16 protein-coding genes are annotated in these 24,022 nt (G+C 75.2%); 4 read left to right on the forward strand and 12 right to left on the reverse strand.

What is annotated here, in order from left to right:
• Positions 1 to 35 precede the first annotated feature (35 nt).
• From ACIQD7_RS03205 to ACIQD7_RS03250, 10 genes are all read right to left on the reverse strand, one after another.
• A complete protein-coding gene (locus ACIQD7_RS03205; protein WP_402438928.1) occupies positions 36 to 1,334 on the reverse strand; it encodes a nuclear transport factor 2 family protein in 1,299 nt (432 codons plus the stop codon).
• Positions 1,331 to 2,122 carry a thioesterase II family protein gene (locus ACIQD7_RS03210; protein ID WP_402438929.1) on the reverse strand — a complete coding sequence of 264 codons (792 nt, stop codon included), beginning with the start codon at positions 2,120 to 2,122 and terminating at the stop codon, positions 1,331 to 1,333. Before ACIQD7_RS03210 ends, ACIQD7_RS03205 begins: the two co-directional genes overlap by 4 nt.
• On the reverse strand, positions 2,119 to 7,374 hold the full coding sequence (locus ACIQD7_RS03215; RefSeq protein ID WP_402438930.1) for an amino acid adenylation domain-containing protein: 5,256 nt from the start codon (positions 7,372 to 7,374) through the stop codon (positions 2,119 to 2,121). Before ACIQD7_RS03215 ends, ACIQD7_RS03210 begins: the two co-directional genes overlap by 4 nt.
• Positions 7,375 to 7,408: 34 nt before the next feature.
• On the reverse strand, positions 7,409 to 9,337 hold the full coding sequence (locus ACIQD7_RS03220) for an ATP-binding cassette domain-containing protein (RefSeq protein WP_402438932.1): 1,929 nt from the start codon (positions 9,335 to 9,337) through the stop codon (positions 7,409 to 7,411).
• A 9-nt stretch (positions 9,338 to 9,346) separates the two neighbouring features.
• The gene (locus ACIQD7_RS03225) at positions 9,347 to 11,728 is read right to left on the reverse strand and encodes a M20/M25/M40 family metallo-hydrolase (protein ID WP_402438934.1); all 2,382 of its coding nucleotides are present in this window, start codon (positions 11,726 to 11,728) and stop codon (positions 9,347 to 9,349) included.
• Between the two features lie 87 nt (positions 11,729 to 11,815).
• Positions 11,816 to 12,037, reverse strand: a complete 222-nt coding sequence (locus tag ACIQD7_RS03230; protein ID WP_402438936.1) for an MbtH family protein — start codon at positions 12,035 to 12,037, stop codon at positions 11,816 to 11,818.
• An 8-nt stretch (positions 12,038 to 12,045) separates the two neighbouring features.
• The gene (sbnB, locus tag ACIQD7_RS03235; protein WP_402438938.1) at positions 12,046 to 13,092 is read right to left on the reverse strand and encodes a 2,3-diaminopropionate biosynthesis protein SbnB; all 1,047 of its coding nucleotides are present in this window, start codon (positions 13,090 to 13,092) and stop codon (positions 12,046 to 12,048) included.
• A gap of 12 nt (positions 13,093 to 13,104) precedes the next feature.
• Positions 13,105 to 14,181 carry a 2,3-diaminopropionate biosynthesis protein SbnA gene (gene sbnA / locus ACIQD7_RS03240; RefSeq protein WP_402438940.1) on the reverse strand — a complete coding sequence of 359 codons (1,077 nt, stop codon included), beginning with the start codon at positions 14,179 to 14,181 and terminating at the stop codon, positions 13,105 to 13,107.
• A 771-nt stretch (positions 14,182 to 14,952) separates the two neighbouring features.
• Positions 14,953 to 15,171 carry a hypothetical protein gene (locus tag ACIQD7_RS03245; protein ID WP_402438942.1) on the reverse strand — a complete coding sequence of 73 codons (219 nt, stop codon included), beginning with the start codon at positions 15,169 to 15,171 and terminating at the stop codon, positions 14,953 to 14,955.
• A 181-nt stretch (positions 15,172 to 15,352) separates the two neighbouring features.
• The gene (locus ACIQD7_RS03250) at positions 15,353 to 15,685 is read right to left on the reverse strand and encodes a hypothetical protein (protein ID WP_402438944.1); all 333 of its coding nucleotides are present in this window, start codon (positions 15,683 to 15,685) and stop codon (positions 15,353 to 15,355) included.
• A 189-nt stretch (positions 15,686 to 15,874) separates the two neighbouring features.
• Here ACIQD7_RS03250 and ACIQD7_RS03255 point away from each other — a divergent pair, with 189 nt between their 5' ends.
• A complete protein-coding gene (locus tag ACIQD7_RS03255; RefSeq protein WP_402438946.1) occupies positions 15,875 to 17,338 on the forward strand; it encodes a KamA family radical SAM protein in 1,464 nt (487 codons plus the stop codon).
• Positions 17,339 to 17,403: 65 nt separating this feature from the next.
• On the opposite strand, the gene ACIQD7_RS03260 is transcribed toward ACIQD7_RS03255, so the two are convergent.
• Together ACIQD7_RS03260 and ACIQD7_RS03265 are read right to left on the reverse strand one after the other, a co-directional pair.
• On the reverse strand, positions 17,404 to 18,174 hold the full coding sequence (locus ACIQD7_RS03260; RefSeq protein ID WP_402439697.1) for a TSUP family transporter: 771 nt from the start codon (positions 18,172 to 18,174) through the stop codon (positions 17,404 to 17,406).
• 81 nt (positions 18,175 to 18,255) lie between these two features.
• Positions 18,256 to 19,665: a short-chain fatty acyl-CoA regulator family protein gene (locus ACIQD7_RS03265; protein ID WP_402438948.1), complete on the reverse strand. Its 1,410-nt coding sequence runs from the start codon at positions 19,663 to 19,665 to the stop codon at positions 18,256 to 18,258.
• 331 nt (positions 19,666 to 19,996) lie between these two features.
• On the opposite strand from ACIQD7_RS03265, the gene aceA reads away from it, so the two are divergent.
• The 3 genes from aceA to ACIQD7_RS03280 all read left to right on the forward strand — a co-directional run bounded on the left by aceA (position 19,997) and on the right by ACIQD7_RS03280 (position 23,873).
• Positions 19,997 to 21,280, forward strand: a complete 1,284-nt coding sequence (gene aceA / locus ACIQD7_RS03270) for an isocitrate lyase (protein WP_121829413.1) — start codon at positions 19,997 to 19,999, stop codon at positions 21,278 to 21,280.
• 125 nt (positions 21,281 to 21,405) lie between these two features.
• On the forward strand, positions 21,406 to 22,989 hold the full coding sequence (aceB, locus tag ACIQD7_RS03275) for a malate synthase A (protein ID WP_402438950.1): 1,584 nt from the start codon (positions 21,406 to 21,408) through the stop codon (positions 22,987 to 22,989).
• Positions 22,986 to 23,873 (forward strand): 3-hydroxybutyryl-CoA dehydrogenase, encoded by an 888-nt coding sequence (locus ACIQD7_RS03280; RefSeq protein WP_402438952.1) that lies wholly within the window; start codon positions 22,986 to 22,988, stop codon positions 23,871 to 23,873. Before aceB ends, ACIQD7_RS03280 begins: the two co-directional genes overlap by 4 nt.
• Positions 23,874 to 24,022: the final 149 nt, after the last annotated feature.

Genomic DNA, 24,022 nt, shown 5'->3' on the forward strand with positions numbered 1-24,022 from the left:
AGGGTGGGCGGGGCGGTCGTTCGGGGCCGGGACCGTCAGACGAGGGGGGCGAAGAAGTACGTGTCGCGGCGGGTGAAGAGGCCCTCGGGCGAGAGGGCGAAGAAGTCTGCGTACCGGAGCGCGACCGTGCCGCCGTCCCGCAGTTCGCCCCGGAAGCCGCCCTGGACGGCGACGGCGCCGCCCGCGGCGGTGACCGAGGTGACGGTGTGCCGGCCCCGGGCGACGACCCGCTCCTCGCGGTAGAAGCGGCCCAGCTCCGCCCGCCCGGTCAGCGGCTCGTAGCCGGGGCGGTGGTAGACGGCGTCCGGGGCGAACAGGGCGAGCAGGCCCTCGACGTCCCCCTCGTCCACGAGCCGGTAGTAGGAGCGGACCTTCTCGACGTCCGCGGAGAGGTGCTGGGCGACGGTCATCTGCGGTGGAGTCCCTTCGGGAGCGGGTCCGGCGGCGGCACGGGCGGATGCGGGGACGGGGCCCGGGTCCGGGACGGCGCGGACCGGGGCGGACACGGACGGGGACACGGGAGCGGGTACGAGTACGGGTACGGGCGGGGGCGCGGCGGGCAGGGTGCCGCCGGTGGTCAGGGCGCGGGGCCGCTCCGGGCGGGCGACCGTGATCACGAAGCCGTCGGCGACGCGGAAGCGGCCGTGGACCGGGAACGGGCCCCGGTCCAGCCGGAATCCGCCGCCGGGCAGGTCGAGGGCCAGCTCCACGTCGTGGAAGTCCCAGAAGCGGCCGGTGAGCGGGGAGAGCACCTTGTAGACGCTCTCCTTCGCGCTGAACACGACCTTCGCGAAGAGCGGCGCCGTGGGCCCGGGCGGGAGCTGGTGGCGCTCCCCCGGGGTGCACACCAGCGTCAGCACCTCGTCCGGCAGCGGTTCCGCCGGCTCGATGTCGATGCCGAGCCCGGCGACGTCGGCCGCCGGGGCGACGGCGGCCGCGCACACGCCCCCGGCGTGCGTGATGCTGCCGACCACGCCCGGCGGCCAGACCGGCGCGCCCCCCGGCCCCCGGCGGATCACCGGGGGCGCGAACCCGAGGCCGCCGAGCGCGATCCGGGCGCTGTGCCGGCCCACGGCGAACTCCCGCCGGCGGTCGGCCACGGCCGTCCGTACGACGTCCTCCTCCTCGGGGTGGAGCGGCGGCAGCGGGCCGAAGTCGCCGCCCAGGGCCGCCACGGCGGCGCCCCGGGGGGCGAGGGAGGCGACGTGCAGTCCGACGGCCTCGGCCGCGGCGGCGGTGCCGAGGGCCGTGGCGTTCGGCGCGGTGGCGTTCGGCGCGGTGGCGTTCGGCGCGGTGGCGTTCGGCGCGGTGGTGTTCGGCGCGGTGGTGTTCACGCCGCCCTCCGGGCCGCCGGGAGCGCCCGGAGGCCGTCGGCGAGGAGGGCCAGGACGTCGGGCAGCCGGTCGTTCAGGTAGAAGTGGCCGCCGGGCAGGAGGTGGTGGCGGAACGGTCCGGTGGTCAGCTCCGCCCACGCCTCCAGGTGCGCGGGCGCCACGCCGGGGTCGGCGTCGCCGCCGAACGCGGTGACCGGTGCGGAGAGCGGCGGCCGGGGGGTGTGGCGGTGGGTCTCGCAGAGCTCGTAGTCGGCCCGGAGCACCGGGAGCAGGAGGTCGAGCAGCTCCGGGTGGGCGAGGACCTCCGGGTGGGTGCCCTCCATCCGCCCCAGGTGGGCGATCAGCTCCTCCCGGGGCAGCCGGTGCACGTCCTCGGAGGGGCGCGGCAGCGAGGGGGCCCGGTAGCCGGAGACGAAGAGGTGGTCCGGGGCCCGTCCCCGGTCGGCCAGGGCGTGGGCGAGCTCGTGGGCGAGCAGCGCGCCCATGCTGTGCCCGAAGACGGCGAGGCGCGGGTGGCGGGCCGCCCGCTCCAGGACGTGGTCGGCGAGGGCGTCGACGACCTGGGCCGTCCGGGTGTGCCGGGGTTCGCCGAACCGGCTCTCGCGGCCCGGGAGCTGGACGGGCACGACCTCGGCGACGTCCGCGAGGAGGGCGGGCCAGCGGCGGTAGGCGGAGGCGCCGGCCCCGGCGTGGGGCAGGCAGAAGAGGACGGTCCCGGTGTCGGCGGCGGACTCCGGCGGCAGTGGGAACCAGGGCGACGGCGCGGACGCGGCGGGGTACGGGTTCACCGGGTCACCGCGCTTCCGGGCACGTACGCGCGGCGGGCGAGGCGCGCGGGCCCCTGGACGGCCGGCGCCGGGGCGGCGGCCCGCCGGGCGAGGTGCGCGGCGACGGCCCGGACCGTCGGGTCGTTGAAGAGGTCGGCGATGGGCAGGTCGACGCCGTACCGCTCGCGGACCCGGACCAGGAGCTGCATGGCGAGGAGGGAGTGGCCGCCGAGGAGGAAGAAGTCGTCGGTGGCCCCGACCTCGCCGCCGAGGAGTTCGGCGAAGAGGGCGGCTATCTCCCGCTCCAGCGGGGTGCGCGGCGGCTCGGACACGGCCGGCGCGGCGGGGTTCGGGCGCGGCGCGGGGAGCGCGGCCCGGTCGACCTTGCCGTTGCCGGTGAGCGGCAGCCGGTCCATCGGGACGAACGCGGCGGGCACCAGGTAGTCCGGCAGCAGTTCCCGGAGGTGGGCGGCGGCCTCGTCCGGGGAGGGGGCGGCGTCGCCCGCATAGTAGCACACGAGCCGCTTGTCGGCGGCCTCCCCGTGGACGACGGTGAGGGACTCGCCCACCCGGGGGTGGCGGAGCAGGGCGGCGTCGACGTCGCCCGGTTCGATGCGGAAGCCCCGGATCTTGACCTGGAAGTCGGCGCGGCCGAGGAAGTCGACCGAGCCGTCGGGCAGTCGGCGGCCGAGGTCGCCGGTGTCGTACATCCGGGACCCGGGGGTGCTCGCGAACGGGTCCGGGAGGAAGCGCTCCGCGGTCAGTTCCGGGCGGCCGAGGTAGCCGCGGCCGAGACCGTCGCCGCCGATGTGGATCGTGCCGGGGACGCCTACGGGGCACGGGGCCAGACGGGCGTCGAGCACGTGGACCGTGGTGTTCTCGATGGGCAGGCCGATCGGGACCCGCCGCCCGTCCGCCGGGCCGGTTCCGACGGTGTGGGCGGTCGCGAAGGTGGTGGACTCGGTGGGGCCGTAGCCGTTGACGAGCCGGGGCCCGCCGTCGAGGGCGAGGACGCGGGCGGCGGCCCCGGCGTCGAGGACGTCGCCGCCGACGACCAGTTGGCGCAGCGGGGCGAAGATCCCGGGGTCGTACGCGGCGAGCTGGTTGAACAGGGAGGTGGTGACGACGGCGGTGTCGACGCGTCCGTCCCGCAGTTCCCGGGCGAGCCGGTCGGGGGTGAGCACGCTGTCGCGGTCGAGGCCGACGAGGGTGCCGCCGTTGAGGAGGGCGCCCCAGATCTCGAACGTGGCCGCGTCGAAGGCGGCGTTGGAGAGCTGGGCGATCCGGTCGCCCTCGGCGAAGGTGGCGTAGCGGGTGCCGAGGACGAGGCGGGCGACGTTGCGGTGGGTGATGCCGATGCCCTTGGGGACGCCCGTGGAGCCGGAGGTGTACATCACGTACGCCAGGTCGTCCGGGCCCGCGGGGTCGGCGGGGCGGTCCTCCGGCGGGGTTCCGCCGGCGGGGGCGGCCGCCGGGTCGAGCAGGGCGGCGACGCCGAGGACGGGCACGCCCTCGGCGGGGTCGCCCGCGAAGGGGTCCTCCCCCGAGGCCGTCAGGACGGCCGAGACGGCGGCCTCGGCGAGGACCTGGCGGCGGCGTGGCAGGGGGTGGGCGGGGTCGAGCGGCACGTAGGCCGCGCCCGTCCTGACGACGGCGAGGGCGGCGAGGACGACGCCGGGGTGACGGTCCAGGTGCAGGGCGACCCGGTGGCCGGTTCCGACGCCCAGGGCGCGCAGCCGGTCGGCGAGCAGCTCCGCCGCCCGGTCGAGCTGACGGTAGGTCAGACGGGTCTCGCCGTGCTGGAGGGCGGGGGCGTCCGGGGTCCGTCCGGCCTGCCGGGCGAAGAGGGCGCCGAGGGACAGCTCGCGGGGGTACGGGGAGCCGGTGGCGTTCCACCGCTCCAGCTGCCCGAGCTCGTCCTCCGACAGCAGGGCCGCTTCGCCGATCGGGGTGCCGGGGTCCGCCGCGAAGGCCTCGGTCAGGGCGCGGAAGTGGCCGGCGAGCCGCTCGACGGTCTCCCGGTCGAAGAGGGCGCGGGCGTAGTCGATCATCCCCTCGACGCCGTCCGCGGTCTCGGTGAGGACCATGTTCAGGTCGACGAGGGTCGTGCGGTGGGTCAGCGGCAGCGACTCCGCGTCGAGGCCGCCGAGGCGGACGGCGGCGCCGCCGCGGCCGGTCTGGAGCGCGCCGAGGCCGGAGTCCTTGCCCTGGTGGGGGGTGGTGAGGGTGAAGAGGACCTGGTAGCCGGGGGCGCGCGAGGCGTCCCGGGTCAGCCGCAGCCGCTCGACCAGCGCGGGGAAGGGCATGTCCTGGTGGCGCAGGGCGTCGCCGACGGCCTCCCTGGCCGCGCGGACCTGGCCGAGGAAGTCGCGGCCGGGGGCGACCCGCGAGCGGATCAGGACCGGGTTGACGAAGTAGCCGACGGTGCCGTGGGTGGCCGGGTCGGTCCGTCCTGCGGTCGGCACTCCGACGAGGAAGTCCTCGCGGCCGGTGTAGCGGTGCACGAGCGACTGGAAGACGCCGAGCAGCACGGTGAAGAGGGTGGTGCCCTCGCGGGCGGCGAGCGCGCGCAGGGCCGTGACGGCCGGTCCGTCCAGGGCGAAGGGGACGGAGCCGCCCTCGTACGACTGGCGGGCCGGGCGGGGCCGGTCGGCGGGGAGTTCGAGGACGGGGTCGCAGCCCTCCAGGACGTCCCGCCAGTGCTCCCACATTTCCTCGCCCCGGCGTTCGGCGGTCGCGGCGTGGCGGCGCATCAGGGCGGCGTGCTCGCGGCGGGGCGCGGGCAGGGCGCCGGCGCCGGGCGCGCACAGCGTGCCCAGTTCCTCGGCGAGCAGGGCGAGGGACCACATGTCGGCGACGATGTGGTGGACGACCAGGCAGAGCACGTCCCCGTCGGGGTGGGTGAGGAGCAGGGCCCGCAGGAGCCGTCCCCCGGTGAGGTCGAAGGCGGTGGAGTCGATCTCATGGGCGGCCCGCTCGCGCAGGGCGTCGGCGTCCAGGTCCGCCGCGTCGACCACCGTGAGGTCGGCGGTGGTGTCCGCCGTGACCCGCTGGAACGGCAGGCCGTCCGCCGAGCCGAAGGCGGTCCGCAGCGCGGGGTGGCGCTCCACCAGGGTGTCCAGGGCCCGGCGCAGCGTCTGCTCCGCGAGGGGCGTGCGCAGCCGGAGGGCGACGGCGATGTGGGGGGCGGCGCCGGGGTCCTGGCGCTCCAGGTACCACAGGGCGCGCTGGCCGCTGGTGAGGGGAAGCGGGGCGTCGGGGCCCCCGGCCTCCTCCGGGGCGTCCGCGCCCTCCGGGGCGCGCGGGGTCTCAGGGGCGCCGGCCCCTTCCCGCTCCAGGAGCCGTACGACGTCGTCCGCGCTCGATCCGTCGAGCAGCGCCTCCAGGGGGAGTTCGACGCCGAGCTCCTCGGTCACGGCCGCCTTGAACCGCAGGGCGGCGAGGGAGTCCATGCCCTGGCCGACGAGGGCCGCGGCCGGGTCGACGGGCCGGCCGAGCCGGTCGGACGCCAGGCGCAGGACCACGGCGCGCGCGTCCTCGTGCCGCTCGGGCTCGGTCCCGGCGACCGGGTCCCGGCGGCCGTCCTCCCAGTGGTGCACGGTCTTGAGGCCGTCGGAGGCGAGCAGTTCGCGGCAGTGCGACCGCTGGACCTTGCCGCTGGAGGTGCGGGGCACGCCGCCCGGCCGGACCAGGACGACCGCGCCGGGGGTGAGCCCGTGCTCGCGTCCGAGCGCCGCGAGGACGGCGGCGACCACGTCGGCGTACTCCTCGCCCGCCTTGGGCCGGGCGACCTCCAGGACGAGGACGGCCTCCTCGCCGTGCGCCCCGGCACGGGCGAACGCGGCGCCGCCCCGGCGGACCAGGGGGTGGGACTCGGCCGCCGTGTGCTCCAGGTCGGAGGGATAGTGGTTGCGGCCCCGGACGACGATCAGGTCCTTGCTGCGGCCGACGACGTGGAGGTCGCCGCCGTACAGGAAGCCCAGGTCGCCCGTGCGCAGGCCGGGGGCGCCGGGGGCGGCGGCCCGGAAGGTGGCGGCGGTGGCGTCGGGCCGGTTCCAGTAGCCGGCGGCGACGCCCTCGCCGCCGACGACGATCTCCCCGACCTCGCCCTGGGCGCAGGGGGCCCCGCTGCCCGGGTCGACGACCGCCACGGACACGCCGTCGGACGGCGGGCCGCAGCTCACGACCTCGGTGCCGCCGTCGCGCGGGGCGGGCACCCGGCCGGGCGCCAGGCTGTCGGCGTCGAAGGCGACCGGGCGGGCGTCGCCGAAGGAGCGGCCGGAGACCAGCAGGGTCGCCTCGGCGAGCCCGTAGCAGGGGAAGAAGGCCTCCTTGCGGAAGCCGGTGGGCGCCATCTTCGCGGCGAACCGGTCGAGCGTCTCGGCCCGCAGGGGCTCCGCGCCGTTGAAGGCGACCTCCCAGCGGGACAGGTCGAGCCCCTCCAGGTCCTCGTCCGAGAGCCGGTCGACGCACAGGTCGTACGCGAAGTTGGGGCCGCCGCTGACCCGGGCGCCCTCCCGCGAGATCAGCTCCAGCCACATCCGGGGGCTGGTCACGAAGGAGAACGGGGACATCAGGGTGGCGCCGAAGCCGGCGTACAGCGGCTGGAGGATGCCGCCGATCAGGCCCATGTCGTGGTACGGGGGGAGCCAGCTCACGGCGTGGCTGTGCGGACCGCTGCCGAAGGTCCGCTGGATCTCCCGGGAGTTCGCGAGCAGGTTGCCGTGGGTGACCATCACGCCCTTGGGCGATCCGGTGGAGCCGGAGGTGTACTGGAGGAAGGCGAGGGTGTCGCCGTCGATCTCCGGGCGGCGCCAGGCGTCGGGGTCGGGCATCGGGTCGGTCGGCGAGATCAGCTGTGCGGCGGCGTCGCCGGTCAGGTAGGGCGCGATGGAGGCGCCGTCCTCGTCGGCCAGTACGGCGGCCGCTCCGGCGTCGGCGAGCACCGCCGCGTGGCGGGCGGAGTGCCGGACGCGCGGCGGCGGGTAGAGCGGGACGGCGGTGGCGCCGGCGTAGAGGCAGCCGAGGAACGCGGCGATGTAGTCGAGGCCGGGGCTGAGCAGGACGAGCACCCGCTCGCCGGTGAGGCCGCGCTCCTGGAGGTGGGCGGCGATCGAGCGGGCCCTGGCGTCGAGTCCGGCGCGGGAGAGCCGGTCGCGGTCGCCGCCGTGGCGGTGCACGAAGGAGAAGGCGGTGCGGTCAGGGTCGGCGGCCGCCCGCTCGCGGACGAGGTCGGTGAACGTGCCCGCCGGGGCAGGGGGGTGAAGGGCCACGGGAAGTCTCCTAGGGATCGGCGGTGCGCGGGGCTCAGGCGGTGCGCCAGCGCAGCCAGCGGGCGGCGGCCGCCAGGCCGGCCGCCGCCATCGCGGTCAGGACGAGAAGGTCGACGAGGAGGTCGGTGCCGAGGTCGCCGGCCAGGCTGAGGCGCAGGCCGTCGGCGGCGTACGTCGGCGGCAGCAGCACGCCGATCAGGCGCAGCGGCGCCGGGAGGGACTCCGGCGGCATCAGGACGGGGGACGCCAGCAGGAGGACGAAGACGAGCAGGTTGGTGACGACGACGGTCAGTTCGACGTCGTCGATGAGCGAGCCGATGGTCAGGCCGAGCGCGGCCAGGGCGAGCGCCGCCAGCGGCAGGACGAGGAGCAGGACCGGCGACAGGACGACGTCCGCGCCGAAGAGGTACTTGGCCGCGAGGACGGGCGTGAGGAGGCCGGGGGCGACCAGGACGAGCCGGGCGCAGACGAGGGCGGCCACGAAGGACGCCTTGCCGATGGGCAGGGAGGCGTAGTACAGCATCTGGCCCTGGCTCTTGAGGTGTCCGATCCGCTGGGCCAGGGTGGCGATGCCCTCGGTGGCCAGGGCGAAGACGGCGGCGCCGCTGGTGATGAAGAGCATGTTCTCCGGCCCCGCGGGGGCCGTGCCGATGCGCGAGAGTCCGAAGACCATGGCGAGCGGCATGAGGAAGCCGAACATCAGCGTCCACGGCCAGGTGGTCCGGACCTCCAGCATCTGTTCCAGCCAGAGGTACGCGAACTCCACGCCGGTCCGTCGCGCCCGCTCCCGCAGGGTCCGCCGGGCGGGCCGGACGGCGGGCGGCGCCCCGTCGGGGGCGGGCGGCGCGGCCTCCAGGACGGCGACGGGGACGGGGGCGGGGGCGGTTCCGGCGGCGGGGGCCGGGGCCTCCGGTGCCGGACTCGACGCCGGGCTCGGGGCCGGTTCCGGTTCCGGTGCCGGGCTCAGGGCCGGTTCCGGTGCCGGGCTCAGGGCCGGTTCCTTGCCGTCCAGGGCCAGGTAGACGTCCTCCAGCGACGGCCGGGCGAGCCGGAAGTCCTCGACGCGGGCCATGCCGACCGAGCTCACCAGCCGCTCGATGAGGACGGGCACCCGCTCGGCCTCGGTCCGGATGACGTATCCGCCCCCGTCGCCGGTGGCGGAGACCTCGCCGACGGCGGCCAGCTCCCGCGTCTCCGCCTCGGTGAGCGGCGCGGAGTCCCGTACGAGCAGTTCGAGCCTGGTCCGGTCGCCGACGAGCCGCTTCAGCTCGCCCGGCGTGCCGTTCGCCACGACCCGGCCGGCGTTCATCACGGCCACCCGGTGCACGGCGGACTCCGCCTCCAGGACGTTGTGGGTGACGAGCAGCACCGTGGTGCCGTCCTCGGTGTTGCGCCGGGCGACGGCGTCCCAGATCACCCGCCGGTTGCGCGGGTCGAGTTCGTTGGTCGGCTCGTCGAGGACGAGGACCTTCGGCCGGCCCATGAGCGCCATGCCGATGTTCACGAGCCGCATCGAGCCGCCGCTGAGCCGGTCGACGTACCGGTCCGCCCGGTCGCCGAGGCCGAACTCCTCGATGACCTCCCGGGTCTGGAGCCGGGCGTCGCGGTCGCTCTGGCCGCGCAGCCGGCCGGTGAAGTACAGGGCGCGGCGCACCTCCACGCGGCGCATCGGGAGCCCGGCCTGCGGCAGGAACCCGGTGATGCGCTTGACCGCGTCGGGGTCGCGGGCCGGGTCGAGGCCCTCGACCCGCAGGGTGCCCGAGGTGGGCAGGGTCAGGCCGAGCAGCTGGGAGACGAGCGTGGTCTTCCCGGCGCCGTTCGGGCCGAGGAGGCCGAGGACCTGGCCGCGCGGCACGGTCAGGGTGACGCCGTCGTTCGCGCGCACGCTCTTTCCGTCACGTCCGGTGTACTCCCGGGTCACGTCGTGGATGTGGATGGCGGCATCGCGAGCTTCCCCGGACACGGCTCCTCCTCACAGGGTCGTGACGCCGCGGGCCACCACGGCGTCGGTGGGTGCGAATCCGAACGGGGCGGCCGCCACGCCGCCGGGGCGCGGCCCGGTGAGGGCCAGCACCTCCCGGGGCAGTCCGTCGGTCAGGTCGAGCGCGTCGACGCGCAGCTTCCGGCCGGCGACGGTGTCGCAGCTGAACTCCGCCGAGTCCGTGCCCCACCACTGGACGACGAGGTACGGGCCGTCCTCCTCCGGCAGGTCCTCCGGGACCAGCCGCTCGCCGCCCACGCGGCACTCGGTCACGGCGGCCTTCTCCAGCCGGACCTGGAGCATCCAGGCGTCGCGGGCGGTGCTGACCCGCACGTCGACGGTGCGGCGGCCCTCGGCGGTCCGCTGGCCGGTCGCCACGATCCGGGGGGCGGGCACGGGGAGGGCGGGCGCGTCGGCGGTCATCGCCTCCGGCTCGAAGGGGAAGTAGTGGTCGACGGGCGCCCTGCGGGGCCGGTCGCCGAGGACGCCGGAGGTCCAGGCGTCCGGCTCGGGGTCGGGCGACACCCACAGGGTCCGCCGCTCGGCGGTGTCGTGCACGTACACCAGGGCGTCGGGGCGGGGCCGTTCGCGGGCGTAGTCGTACGGCAGCGCCGTCGCCACGAGCAGCGCGCAGGCGGTTCCCGCCGCGACGGGGAGCGTGATCCGGGCGCGCGGGACGCCGCCGGGCAGGGCGAGCAGCGGGAGCGCGCCGAGGGTCACGACCGCGAAGGCGACGGCGGCGAGCGGCAGTCCGAGGGCGGTGAGCAGCATGTCCGCCAGCGGGGCGTAGAGCACGGCGGCGACGGCGAGCGGCGCGGTGAGGCACAGGGCGGCGATGCCGGGGCGGGCGGGCCGGCCGGGCGGCGCGGCGGTCAGGAGGGCGGGCAGCAGGGCGAGCAGCGGCCACTGGAAGAGGTAGCCGACGCCCGGGGCGAGGACCGTGACGGCGACGAGCAGGACCGCCCAGACGGCCGCCGTGCCGGCGAGCCGTTCGGCCGGGCGCAGCCGGCCCCGGGCGAGCCGCGCCGCCGTCGCCGCCAGGACGAGGACCGCGAGGGCCATGGCGGCGACGTATCCGCCGCGGGCGTACGGCTCCTGGAGCGGCAGGGCGCCGGTCTCCGGGCTCAGGACGAGCGCCGCCCGCCACAGGGCGGTGACGGTCAGGACGGCCGCCGCCGTCAGGAGCAGGGCGGCTCCGGCGGCCGCCGCCGCGCGCAGGGGGCGCAGGGCGCCGCGCCGGGCGCCGAGGACGAGCAGGACGGCCAGGGCGAGCACGGTCCCGGCGGCCCCGGCGGCGGCCCAGCCGGTCGGGTAGGTGACGAGGAGCCGGCCGAAGAGGTCGAAGTAGACGGCGGTGCCGTCGGCGCGCAGGGTCCCGGGGTCGTTCGCGAGCTGCCGGATCAGCGCGAGCATGGTGTCGCCGTGGTGCTGGAGGCTGCCGCGGTCGAGCCGCTCCACGCTGTCGGAGGCGGCGTGGTAGTCGTGGAAGCCCTCGATGAAGGCGAAGTTGAGGCCGGTGGCGCCCGCGTCCCGGAAGGCGGTGAAGTCGCTGCCGTTGGGCATGTGCCGGTAGACCTCGTACGAGAGGGAGTTGGCGAAGGTCGCCGTTCCCGTACCGGCCAGGGCGCGGACGAGCCGGGCGTTGCCGTCGCCCGCCTCGAACATCAGGGAGGGTCCCGAGCTGCCGCGCGCCTCCCAGTTGAGGACGGCGGCCACCTCGTCGACGCCGTGGCGCCGGACGTGGGAGCGGGCGCCGAGGGCGCCGAGCTCCTCGCCGTCGGTGAGGAGGAACACCACGTCGCGGGCGGGCCGTTCGCCGGTGCCGAGGGCGCGCAGGGATTCGAGCACGGCGGCGACGGCGGCGCCGTCGTCGGCGGCGCCGGGCGCGCCGGGCGCGGAGTCGTAGTGCGCCACGACGAGCAGCGCGCCGTCCTTCGCCGGGGCGCGGCCCGGCAGGGTGGCCACGATGTTGTGCACGGTGGCGACGGGGTACGGGCTGCCCCAGGCCCGGGTGGTGACCCGGTCGGTCTCCACGGCGACCTCGGCGCCCAGGGCCTCGAGCCGGGAGACCAGGTGGCGGCGGACCTCCGCCTGGCGGGGGCTGCCGAGCGGGTGGGGCGCGGCGGCGATCACCCGCAGGTCGGCCTCGGCGCGGCCGGCGGAGAAGCGGGCCGGGTCCGCGTCGCGGGGCAGGGGGTCCGGCGGCGCCGCGGCGAGGACGGCCAGCACCGCCAGCAGGGCGGGGACGAGCAGCGGGACCCACCGGAGGAGCGGGCCCCGTCGGAGGGGCGACCGCCGGCCGGGGGGCGCCGCGACGGCCGGCGCGGCGGGTCCGCTCGGCGCGGTGTCCGGTGTCGTTGTCGGGGCGCCCACGGGGCGGTCTCCTTCGCTGTGCTGTTCCCGGCCGCCGGTCGGCGGCCGGGCTGTGTGGGGGGTGGGGTTACGGGCGGTGGCGGCGGGTCACGGGGTGGCCGGGGCGGCTTCCCCGTGGCGCTCGCGGACGCTGCGCGGGCGCATGTCGGTCCACACCTCGCCGATGTGCGCGAGGCAGCTCTCCCTGGTGCCGGTGTGCCCGGCCTCGTGCCAGCCGGCGGGCAGCGGGCGGTCCGCGGCCCAGAGGGAGTACTGCTCCTCGTCGTTGCGGACGACGTGGTAGAGCTCTTCGGTCTGCGTTTCGGTCATGGGGGCCGTCACCTCGCTGCGTTCTGGAAGAAGTCGGACACGGTGGTTCCGGCGCCGTCGGCGACGGCGCCCTCGTACGCCCAGCGGCCGATCGCGAGGTCGAGCACGCCGAGGCCGAAGGGGGAGAAGACGGCGGGCCGGCCGGGGTCGCGCGCGACGCGGCCGCGGAGCAGGTCGGCGAGGGTGCCGTCGATGAAGTCGCGGTGGCCGACCCGCTGTTCGGTCAGGTGGAGGGAGGTGCGCTCGCGCACCGCGTGGTCGATGTCGTCCGTGAAGTTCTGCGACGCCAGGACGAGTTCGGGGGCGAGGTCGCGCAGCGAGAGGTGCAGCACGACGGGGTTGTGGGCGAGGAGCGCGGGGTCGTGCAGGTGGGGCTCGCCCGCGACGGTGGTGAGGACGACCAGGTCGCAGTCCCGGAAGGCCTCCTCCACGGTGTCGACGGCCCGGACGTCGGTGCCCTCGGGGGCGTGCTCGGCGAGCCCGGCGGCGAAGCGCTCGGCGTTCTCCCGCCGGAGGTCGAAGACGCGGTAGCCGTCGGCCTTCCAGTCCAGGTCGGTGAGGAAGCGGGTGACGTGGCCGGCGATGAGGCCGCTGCCGACGATGCCGATCGTGCCGGCCGTGCGGGAGCCGATGAGCGTCTCGGCGCCGAGGACGGCGGAGGCGGCGGTGCGGGTGGCGGAGATGATCGAGGACTCGACGCAGGCGTACGGGTAGCCGGTCTCGATGTCGTTGAGCAGCAGGATCGCGGAGGCGCGGGCGAGGCCGTGCCGGGTGTTCTCGGGGAAGCTGGCGATCCACTTGATGCCGGCGGTCTCCGTCTCGCCGCCGAGGTAGGCGGGCAGGGAGATGATCCGGGAGGAGGGGCGGTCCGGGAAGCGCAGGAAGGCGCTGTGCGGGTTGGCGCTCTCGCCCGCGTCGTGGGCGAGGTAGGCGCGGCGCACGGCGTCCACGCACTCCTCCCGCCGGCCTTCGATCCGGCGCAGGACGTCGGGCGCGCCGAGCACGGTCAGGGTGGGCAGCGGGGCGTCCGCCGCGGGGGGCGCGGGGTGGGTCACGGGAGCTTCCTTTCAGCCGCTGAGGGCGGCGAGGTCGTCGGCGGTCGCGGCGGCGGCGCCGGTGGGTACGGTCGGGTCGGTCGGGGACGCGGGGACGGGGCTCACGCCCAGGTGCTCGGCCGTCCAGACGGGGTCGTAGATCGTGTCGGCGTACGCCTGGCCCCGGTCGGCGCAGAGGAAGGCGACGGTGGGGCGCCGGGCGGGCGGGCGCGCCTCGAAGTAGCGCTCGATGGCGGCGTACACGCTGCCGGTGGAGCCGCCGCAGTAGAGGCCGTGGCGGCGCAGCAGCCGGTGGCAGCCGTCGGCCGCCTCCGCCTCGGGCACGATGACGACGTCGTCGATGAGGGCCTCGCCGACGAGCGGCGGGACCATGCTGGAGCCGAGCCCGGGGATGCGGCGCACGCGGGGCGGGCGGCCGAAGATGGCCGAGCCCTCGGCGTCCACGGCGATCACGCGGACCCCGGGGTACGTCTCCTTGACGCGGCGGGAGAGACCGGCGACGGTCCCGCCGGTGCTGACGCCGACGAAGAGGTGGTCGAGGCGCGGGAGTTCTTCGCAGAGTTCGCCGCCGGTGAGGGTGCGGTGCGCGTCGACGGCGTCGCCGTTGGCGTACTGGTTGGGCCAGTAGGCGCCGGGGATCCGGGCGACGAGCTCGCGGACCCGGTCGAGCCGGGTGGCGAGGTAGCCGCCGCTGGCGTCCCGCTGGGTGACCTTCTCCACGCGGGCGCAGACCATCCGCAGGTACGTCTCGGTGGAGGCGTTCACGTTCGGGTCGAGCACCGGCACGAAGTCGATGCCGAGGGAACGGCAGAAGGAGGCGAGCGAGATGGCGAAGTTCCCCGACGAGGACTCCACGACGGTGCTGCCGACGGTGATGTCGCCGCGCTCGATCGCCCGCTTGAGGATCCAGAAGGCCGAGCGGTCCTTGCTGCTTCCGTTCGGGTTGCTGAACTCCAGCTTGGCGAAGAGGTCGAGGCTCTCGTGGGCGAGCTGAACCAGCGGGGTCCGCGGCATCGCGGAGCGCAGTGCCGTGATCCGTGCGGCGAGCACATCGGCACCGCCCGTGCCGGACGGCCGAGTGTGGTTCACGTCAGTCCATTCCTGTCGGTGGGGAGCCGTCCCGGTCGTACGGGACGGTGGCGGTCCCCGGGGCTCGGGCCCGGGGACCCGGACCCGGGACCGTGGGGCCGGTGGCCGTCGGCCGGTGGTCAGGTGGCCGGACCGCGAAACCGGGAAGCGGTACGGGGATCAGGAGCGGCGCTCAGGGCCCCGAAGGCGCGCTTCCGGGTCGGGAAGGGGCCTTACGGGGAGCCCGAGGGCTCGTGAAAGCTCACGAGGGCTCGCGGGAGGCCGGGGACGGCCGGGTGGGAGGCCGCGAACGGCCGGGCGTGGGACGGTCGGACCGGAGGCCCGAGCCCTGATCCGGGCTCCGGAGCAGGAGCCGGAGGCCGGGCGCGGGTGCCGGCGCCGGTGCCGGTGTCGGCGGGAGTTCGGGGACCTCGGGGGAGCCGGGACCCGAAGAGGGTCAAGGCCGAAGAAGGCCGGGGCCCGGAGAGGTCCGGGGTCGGAGGAAGCCGGGACCCGGAGAGATCCGGGGTCGGAGGAAGCCGGGACCCGGAGAGATCCAGGGTCCAGAGAGATCCAGGGTCCAGAGAGATCCGGGGTCCGGAGAAAGTTCGGGGTCCGGATGAAGCCCGGGGTCCGGTTGGAACCGGGACCCGGAGAGATCCGGGGTCCGGAGGGAGCCCAGGACCCGGATGGAGTCCGGGAGCCAGGTAGAGCCAGGACCCTGGTGGAGCCAGGACCCTGGTGGAGCCAAGGCCCAGGTAGAGCCAGGACCCGGGTGGAACCAGGGCCCGGTCAGTCCCAGGCCCAGTTGTCCTGGCTGTCGACCGTGCCGGCCTTCTGGACCGCCGCGAGGTTCTCGGCCGGCACGGAAGCCCCCGCCGCGGCCGTGCTCACGGAATTCGCCGGACCGGCCGGAGCCGCGATCGCGGTGGCCGAAAAAGAAAGTCCGGAAACCGTCAGAGAAACCGCGACGACGGCCACGCGGACGGAGTTCTTGATACGTGCGGACATGTCATTCCCCCAGGAAGTCTTCGTCGAATTCTTCGTCGTGCCGCTTCGGGCCCGCCGGAAGTGTTCCGGGTGCGCTCCGTTCGGCGATGTCTCGATCCTGACCCCTCCCCGGCGCCGTGTCAGCACGTCCCGCATGGCCGCTGGAGGACATGTCCTCCCCCTGCCAGGCGGCCCGGCCGCGTCACCATCCGGCCGCCGTCCCCTCCTCGTCGCCGGCGGCGGCCACGCCGAGGAGGAGGTCCCCGGCGCACTCCACGAGCCGCCAGGACCGCAGGACTTCGCTCTCCAGCCAGCACGTCCAGGCGGCCCTGGCGACCTCCTCCGCCGCCAGGAGGTGCGGCGCGGTCACGAAGGTCATCGCGACCACGAACCACGGCAAACGCCGCAGGGTGACGTGTTCGACGCCCCGGCCCGGGCGTGCGGAGAGCAGGGCGGCCAGCCCGCCGAGACCGTCCTCCCCGGGCGGCCCGGGAGGAGCCGGGGGAGGCTGGAGGATCACTTTGATGGCATACACGGAACGCACCCTAGGGGGAATTCAGGAAAGGGCTCCGGAGCGTCCGCGTGGCCGTTTGGAGCCATGGCAGACAACGGCCACCCCGTCGACGCCGATCATGACCGAAAAGCGTCGACAATCGAGGAACTCACCACCCCGAAAGCCGTCTGAGGAATCATTCCCCCAAGCGAGGTATGGCACGTGCCGGACATGTCAGCGACCGTCGGTCGAAGCGCCCCCCACGGACCGGACGAGCAGCCCTACGCGTACCGCAGACAAGAGCTGCGGGAGCCCGACTGGACCCGTTTCCCCGGCTGGCGGGACGTCACCGCGGCCGAGTGGCGCGACCCCCAGTGGCAGCGCGTCCACTGCGTGCGCAACGTGCGCCAGCTCCGCGCGGTCGTCGGCGACGCCCTGTCCGACGCGTTCTACGAGGACCTGGCGGGTGACCAGGCCGAGTGGGCCACGATGTCGCTGCTGCTGCCCCCGCAGATGCTCAACACCATCGCGCCGGACGCCGTCCCCCGGGGACCCGGCAGCCTGACGGAGGCCTTCGTCCTCGACCCCGTCCGCCGTTACATGCTGCCGCTGCGGAGCGACCGCACCGATCCGGCACTGGACGGCTGGAGCAGCCACCCCTTCGCCTCCCGCGACTCCCTGCACGAGCAGGACATGTGGATCACCGAGGGCCTGGTGCACCGCTATCCGACGAAGGTCCTCGCGGAGCTGCTGCCGACCTGCCCCCAGTACTGCGGGCACTGCACGCGGATGGACCTGGTGGGCAATTCCGTGCCCCAGGTCACCAAGCTCAAGTTCACGGCCAAACCGGCCGACCGCCTCGACGCGATGCTCGCCTACCTGTCGTCGTCGCCCCAGGTCCGGGACGTCGTCGTGTCGGGCGGCGACGTGGCCAACGTCCCGTGGCCGCGCCTGGAGGCCTTCGTCTCCCGGCTGCTGGAGCTGGAGAACATACGGGACGTCCGGCTGGCCTCGAAGGCGCTGATCGGCCTCCCCCAGCACTGGCTGGCGGCGGACGTGCTCGCCGGCCTGGAGCGCCTCGCGACGACCGCCCGGGCCCGCGGCGTCAGCCTCGCGCTGCACACCCACGCGAACGCCGCGCAGTCCGTCACCCCGCTCGTCGCGGAGGCGGCCCGCGCCGTGCTCGGCACGGGGCTCCGGGACGTGCGGAACCAGGGGGTGCTGCTCCGCGGCGTCAACGACTCCCCCGAGGCGCTGCTCGACCTCTGCTTCGCGCTGGCCGACGACGCCTGCGTCACCCCGTACTACTTCTACATGTGCGACATGATCCCCAACGCCGAGCACTGGCGGATCGCGCTGCACGAGGCCCAGCGCCTGCAGACGAGCATGTTGGGCTGGCTCCCCGGCTTCGCCACGCCGCGCATCGTCTGCGACGTGCCGCTGGTCGGCAAGCGCTGGGTGCACCAGACCACGGAGTACGACCGGGTCCTGGGCGTCAGCCACTGGGACAAGAACTACCGCACCCGTCTCGACACCTCGACCGGCGAACTCGGCGACGGCTCCTACGTGTACTACGACCCGATCCACACCCTGCCGGAGGAGGGCCGCGCGTGGTGGCGGGAGAGGGCGGGCACCCCGGGCGCCTCCCCGGCCGCCCCGCTGCCCGCGTCCCACGAGCTGGCGGCCTTCGCCTGACGGCCCCTCCCCCGGACCGCCGCGAGCCGCCCACCGCCCGCCGCCCGTCGCCTCTTCGGGCAGTCCTAGAACAGGGCCTGGGCCGCGTACAGCGCGCCGAGGCCCGTCGCCAGGGTGCCGAGGAGGAGGCGGAGGGCGGTTTCGGGGAGGCGGGGCTGGAGGCGGGCGCCGAGATAGCCGCCGATCAGGCCGCCCAGGCCGCAGGCGAGGCCCAGGGCCCAGTCCGGGGCGGCGGCCTCGGTGGTGGTGAGGGAGAGCAGGGCGAAGGTGACGGCTCCGACGACCGAGGTCGTGAAGGTGGCGGCGAGGGCCGCCGGGGCCACCCGGGCGACCGGGACGCCCCGGCCCGCCAGGATCGGGCCGAGCAGGGAGCCGCCGCCGATGCCGTAGATCCCGCCCACCACCCCGACCGCCAGGGCGAGTCCGGTGACGGTGCGGGGCGAGGGCTCGGCGGCGGGACGCTTCCGGGCGGGGCGCAGGGTGCGGACGCACAGCCATACCCCCAGGGGCAGCAGCAGCGCGGCGATCAGGACGCGGAAGACGGTGGGGCCGGGGAGGGCGAAGACCCGGACGACCGCGCCGATCACCACCCCGGGGAGGGTGCCCGCCACCAGGCGCCGGGTGAGCGGCCCGCGCAGGGCGCCGGTCCTGCTGTGGCGCCACAGGGCGCCGGGGCCCGCGACCACGTTGTACAGCAGGTTCGTCGGCGTGACGGAGGGGTTCGGCACGGCGAAGAAGCTCAGCTGCACCGGGAGCAGGAACACCGCCCCCGACACCCCGGCCGGCGCGGTCACCACGGAGATCAGCAGCCCCGCGGCCACCCCGCCCAGCAGCATCGCCCAGTCCACCGTGGTCTCCCCCGCCGCCGTTTCGAGATCGTCCGGACAGTATCCGGTCCCGGTGCGGCGGGCCCTTCGCTACCCCTCCACCGCGTACGGCACGAACGTGCTGGCGTGTTCGTCGACGGCGAGGGTGCGGCCGAGCGGGGGGACCGCCCGCTGCGGGCAGTCGAGGCGTTCGCAGACGCGGCAGCCCATGCCGATCGGGGTGGCGGCGGCCCGGTTGTCGAGGTCGAGGCCGTCGGAGTAGACGAGCCGGGAGGCGTGGCGCAGTTCGCAGCCGAGGCCGATGGCGAAGGTCTTGCCCGGCTCGCCCCAGCCGCCCCGGTGGCGGGTCACCGTGCGGGCGGTCCACAGATAGCGCTGCCCGTCGGGCATGGCCGCGACCTGGACGTGGATGCGGCCCGGGGCGGCGAAGGCCTCGTAGACGTTCCAGAGGGGGCAGGTGCCGCCGGCGCGGGAGAAGTGGAAGCCGGTGGCGGACTGCCGCTTGGACATGTTCCCGGCCCGGTCGACCCGGACGAAGGAGAACGGCACCCCGCGCAGGCGCGGGCGCTGCAGGGTGCTGAGGCGGTGACAGACCGTCTCGTAGCCGAGCCCGAAGCGGTCGGTGAGGCGCTCGACGTCGTAGCGGGTCTCCTCCGCCGCCGTGTGGAAGGCGCGGTACGGCAGGACGAGGGCGGCGGCGAAGTAGTTGGCGACGCCGATGCGGGCCAGGGACCAGGTGCGGGAGCCCTCCTCGTAGTCCTCCGAGGCGTACGCGGAGAGCAGCGCGTCCTGTTCGAGCAGGGCGAGCTGGGTGGCCATGCGGAAGGCCTGCTGGCCGGGGCGCAGCCGGGGCGAGAGGTGCAGGATGCGGGCGGCGGGGTCGTAGCGGTGGAGCTGCCGGTCGGCGTCGGCGGCGATCCGGACGCCGTGGCGCTCGTCGAGCCGGGCGGCGAGGGTCCTGCGGACCTCGCCGGGGCGGAGGCCGATCTCCTCCGCGAGCCCCTCGGCCGCGAGGTCGGCGTCGTGGAGGTAGTTTCGGCGCCGGTAGAAGAACTCGCGGATCTCCTCGTGCGGGGTCCGGGCGCGTGCCGCGTCCGGGGCGAGGGCCTCGCCCCGGTCGCCGCTCAGCGCGGCGAGGCGCTCGGTGAGGGCCTGGCGGCCGCGGCCGAGGTCGAGGAGGACGGCGGCCACGTGCGGCAGCCGGGAGGCGAGTTCCGCGAGGTCGGCGGCGGAGAGCGCCGAGCGGTCGAGCTCGTCGGCGAGGGTCTCGCGCAGGTCGGCCAGGAGCCGGCCGGTGTCCCGCTCGGAGAAGAAGTCGGGGTCGACGCCGAAGGACTCGGTGACCCGGAGCAGAACGGGGACCGTGAGCGGCCGGGTGTCGTGCTCCATCTGGTTCAGATAGCTGGGCGAGATCCTGAGCACCCTGGCCAGGTCGGCCTGGCTGAGCCGGCGCTCCTCGCGCAGCCGCCGCAGCCGCGCCCCCGCATAGATCTTGCTCACGGCTCTTTCCCCTTCGGACGTGTCCGGGGGCCCAGCCTAGGTCACCCCACCCCCCTTCGGGGCTTCGCAAGCTTGGCAAACCAGCGCCGGAAGATTCGCAGAAGTTGGCATCCGGCCACGGTTGATGGCACGGAGTGCCACTGCGAAAGTCGAACCACGGCCCGCCGGTGACCCGGCAGGAGACGGAGTTCGGGGGCACGGCTCATGCCCTGACGTCGTAGGACCCGGTCGTCTGCGTCCGGGGTCCGGCGGGCCGTTCGTCACCTCGTACGGAGCTTCGCGGGCCTTCGCAGAGCTTCGCAAAGTTCGACACTCCCCGGGAGAGACCATCATGGCGCAGGCAGGAAACCAGGCGGCCGAAGAGCTGGCGCGGCAGTGGGCCACGGACCCCCGCTGGAAGGGCATCGAGCGCACCTACACCGCCGAGGACGTGGTCCGGCTCTCCGGCAGCGTCCGCGAGGAGCACACCCTCGCCCGGCGCGGCGCGGAGCGCCTGTGGCGCCAGCTGCACGAGCTCGACTACGTCCACGCGCTCGGCGCCCTCACCGGCGGCCAGGCCGTGCAGCAGGTCCGGGCCGGGCTCCAGGCCATCTACCTGTCCGGCTGGCAGGTCGCCGCCGACGCCAACCAGGCCGGCCACACCTACCCCGACCAGAGCCTCTACCCGGTCAACTCGGTGCCGCAGGTGGTCCGCCGGATCAACAACGCGCTGCTGCGCGCCGACCAGATCGCCACCGCCGAGGGCGGCACCGACACGACCGACTGGCTCGCGCCGATCGTCGCCGACGCCGAGGCCGGCTTCGGCGGCCCGCTGAACGCCTTCGAGCTGACCAAGGCGATGATCGCGGCCGGCGCGGCGGGCATCCACTACGAGGACCAGCTCGCCTCCGAGAAGAAGTGCGGCCACCTCGGCGGCAAGGTGCTCGTGCCCACCTCGCAGCACGTCCGCACCCTCAACTCGGCCCGGCTCGCCGCCGACATCGCCGGCACCCCGACCCTGATCATCGCCCGCACCGACGCCCTCGCCGCGAACCTGCTGACCAGCGACGTCGACGAGCGGGACGCCGAGTTCGTCACCGGCGAGCGCACCGCCGAGGGCTTCTACCGGGTGCGCAACGGCATGGCGCCGGTCATCGCCCGCGGCCTGGCCTACGCCCCGTACGCCGACCTCATCTGGGTCGAGACCGGCACCCCGGACCTGGCGCAGGCCCGTGAGTTCGCCGAGGCGATCCACGCGCAGTACCCCGACCAGATGCTGGCGTACAACTGCTCGCCGTCCTTCAACTGGAAGGCGGCCCTGGACGACGACCAGATCGCCAAGTTCCAGCGTGAACTGGGCGCCATGGGCTACAAGTTCCAGTTCATCACCCTGGCCGGCTTCCACTCGCTCAACCACGGCATGTTCGACCTGGCCCGCGGCTACGCCGAGCACGGCATGACCGCGTACGTGGACCTCCAGGAGCGCGAGTTCGCCGCGCAGGAGCACGGCTTCACCGCCGTCAAGCACCAGCGCGAGGTCGGCACCGGCTACTTCGACCTGGTCTCCACCGCCGTCAACCCCTCCTCCTCCACGACCGCGCTCGCCGGGTCCACGGAGGAGGAGCAGTTCCACTAGGCCCTCCGAGGCCCCTAGAACCGCGGGGGCGGGTGTCCACGTCACCCGTCCCCGCACCCCTTCCTCCGCACCCGTGCTCCCCCTCTCCTCCCCTCGCGCCACCCGCTCCCCCTCAGGAGACACCGATGACCACCAGCGCCGTCCCGACCCGCCAGGTCCGCGTGCTCGCGGCCCCCGGCGACCGCCACGACGAGATCCTCACCGCCGACGCCCTGGACTTCGTCGGCCGGCTCGCCGCCGCCTTCTCCGAGCGCCGGCGGTGGCTCCTGAAGGAACGGCGCCGACAGGCCATCCGGCTCGCCACCGGCTCGCCGCTCGACTTCCCGCTCACCACCTCCGCCGTGCGCGCCGACCCCACCTGGCGGGTCGCCCCGCCCGCTCCCGGACTCGCCGACCGCCGGGTGGAGATCACCGGCCCGCCGGAGCGGCGGGCGGCGGTCGACGCGCTCAACTCCGGTGCCAGTGTGTGGATGGCCGACTTCGAGGACGCCACCGCCCCCACCTGGGAGAACGTGATCGAGGGCCAGCTCGTCCTGCTCGACGCGGTCGAGCGGCGGCTCGACTTCACCGCCGCCGGGGGCCGGCTGCCCACGATCGTGGTCCGGCCGCGCGGCTGGCACCTCGACGAGGAGCACCTGGAGTTCGACGGCGGCCCGGTGCCGGCCGCGCTGGTCGACTTCGGCCTGTACTTCTTCCACTGCGCGCGGCGGCAGATCGACGCCGGGTACGGCCCGTACTTCTACCTCCCCAAGCTGGAGAACCGGTACGAGGCGCGGCTCTGGAACGACGTGTTCCTGCTCGCCCAGGAGCTCCTGGACATCCCCCGGGGCACCGTCCGCGCCACCGTCCTCATCGAGACGATCACGGCCGCGTTCGAGATGGAGGAGATCCTCCACGAGCTGCGGGAGCACGGCTCCGGGCTCAACGCGGGCCGCTGGGACTACCTGTTCAGCCTGATCAAGACCTTCGGCCACCGCTCCGACTTCCTGCTGCCCGACCGGGCGAAGGTGACGATGACGGCGCCGTTCATGCGGGCGTACACCGAACTGCTCGTGCGCACCTGCCACCGGCGCGGCGCCCACGCCATCGGCGCGATGGCCGCCCAGGTCCCCGCCGAGGACCCGGCCGCGCGCGAGGCCGTGCTCGCCACGGTCCGCCTGGACAAGGAGCGGGAGGCCGAGGACGGCTTCGACGGGTCGTGGGTGGCCCACCCCGGTCTGGTGGAGGTCTGCCGCGAGGCCTTCGACGGGGTGCTCGGGGAGCGCCCGCACCAGCTCGACCGGAGCCGCGAGGACGTGCGGGTGACCGCCGGGGACCTGCTCGCGGTGCGGCGGATCGGCGGCCCGCCGACCGAGGAGGGGGTCCGCACCAACATCGCCGTGGTGCTCCGCTACTACGACACCTGGATCCGGGGCCGGGGCTCCGTCGCCCTGGACGGCCTGGTGGAGGACGCCGCGACCGCCGAGATCGCCCGCGTCCAGATCTGGCAGTGGCTCCGGCGCCGGGTCCTGGAGCGCGACACCGTCCTGGAGCTGCTCGATCGGGAACTGGACGCGCTCGGCGCCGAGTTCCCGTGGGCGGCGCTCGACGAGGTGCGGGAGCTCTTCGAGAGCACCGCGCTCGCCGCCGAACTGCCGCTCTTCTTCACCCCGGAGGCGTACTCGCGCCACCTCGTCCGGACCGTCACGGCCACCGAGGTGCCGGCGTGAGCGGCATCCGGCGCGTGGGCGTCGTGGGCGGCGGCCAGATGGGCGCGGGCATCGCCGAGGTGTGCGCGCGGGCCGGGCTCTCCACCGTGATCTGCGAGGCGGACGGCAGGGCAGCGCGGGCCGCGCGCGAGCGCGTCGCCGTCTCCCTCGAACGGGCCGTCCAGCGCGGCAAGCTGGACCGCCCCTCCGCCGAGGCGGCGCTCGCCCGGATCACGGCCACCGCCGAACTGTCCGACCTCGCGGACCGGCAGCTCGTCGTCGAGGCGGTCGTCGAGGACCCCGCCGTCAAGACCGGGGTGTTCGCCGCGCTCGACAAGATCGTCACCGATCCGGCGGCGGTCCTCGCCACCAACACCTCGTCCCTGCCGGTCATGCGGCTCGCCATGGCCACCGAGCACGCCGACCGGGTCGTGGGGCTGCACTTCTTCAACCCCGTGCCCGTGCTGCCGCTCGTGGAGATCGTCACGACCCTCCACACCTCGGCGGAGACGGCGGCCGCGGTGACGTCCTTCGCGACCGGGACCCTGGGCAAGACCGCCATCGGCTCCCGCGACCGGGCCGGGTTCGTCGTCAACGCCCTGCTCGTCCCGTACCTGTTGTCCGCGATCCGGATGACGGAGTCGGGCTTCGCGTCCACCACGGACGTCGACCGGGGCATGGAGCTGGGCTGCGCCCACCCGATGGGGCCGCTGCGGCTCGCGGACCTGATCGGGCTCGACACGGTCGCCTCCATCGCGGACTCGCTGTACGAGGAGTTCAAGGAGCCCCTGTACGCCCCTCCCCCGCTGCTCCTGCGGATGGTGGAGGCGGGGCTGCTCGGCCGGAAGACCGGCCGGGGGTTCCACACGTACGACCGGGCGGAGACGCCCGGACGGCCGGCCTGAGGGGGCCGGCACCCGCCGCCGGGGAGGGATCCGGTGGAGGGTCCCGAGAGAGGACCCGGCGGCGGTACGGCGAGGGGCCGGGGACGGGTGGTGCCGTCCCCGGCCCCGCTGCCGTGCCGCCGGGCCCGTACGCACACCCGTGCCCGTAT

The organism is Streptomyces sp. NPDC093071 (assembly GCF_044754545.1).
In the GTDB taxonomy this organism is placed as follows: domain Bacteria; phylum Actinomycetota; class Actinomycetes; order Streptomycetales; family Streptomycetaceae; genus Streptomyces.

Bases quoted from the DNA above. Each gene is read 5' to 3' on its own strand.
- ACIQD7_RS03230 (WP_402438936.1), bottom strand. From the start codon at position 12,037: ATGACCGAAACGCAGACCGAAGAGCTCTACCACGTCGTCCGCAACGAC.
- ACIQD7_RS03245 (WP_402438942.1), bottom strand. From the start codon at position 15,171: ATGTCCGCACGTATCAAGAACTCCGTCCGCGTGGCCGTCGTCGCGGTT.
- ACIQD7_RS03255 (WP_402438946.1), top strand. From the start codon at position 15,875: ATGTCAGCGACCGTCGGTCGAAGCGCCCCCCACGGACCGGACGAGCAG.
- ACIQD7_RS03260 (WP_402439697.1), bottom strand. From the start codon at position 18,174: ATGCTGCTGGGCGGGGTGGCCGCGGGGCTGCTGATCTCCGTGGTGACC.
- aceA (WP_121829413.1), top strand. From the start codon at position 19,997: ATGGCGCAGGCAGGAAACCAGGCGGCCGAAGAGCTGGCGCGGCAGTGG.
- aceB (WP_402438950.1), top strand. From the start codon at position 21,406: ATGACCACCAGCGCCGTCCCGACCCGCCAGGTCCGCGTGCTCGCGGCC.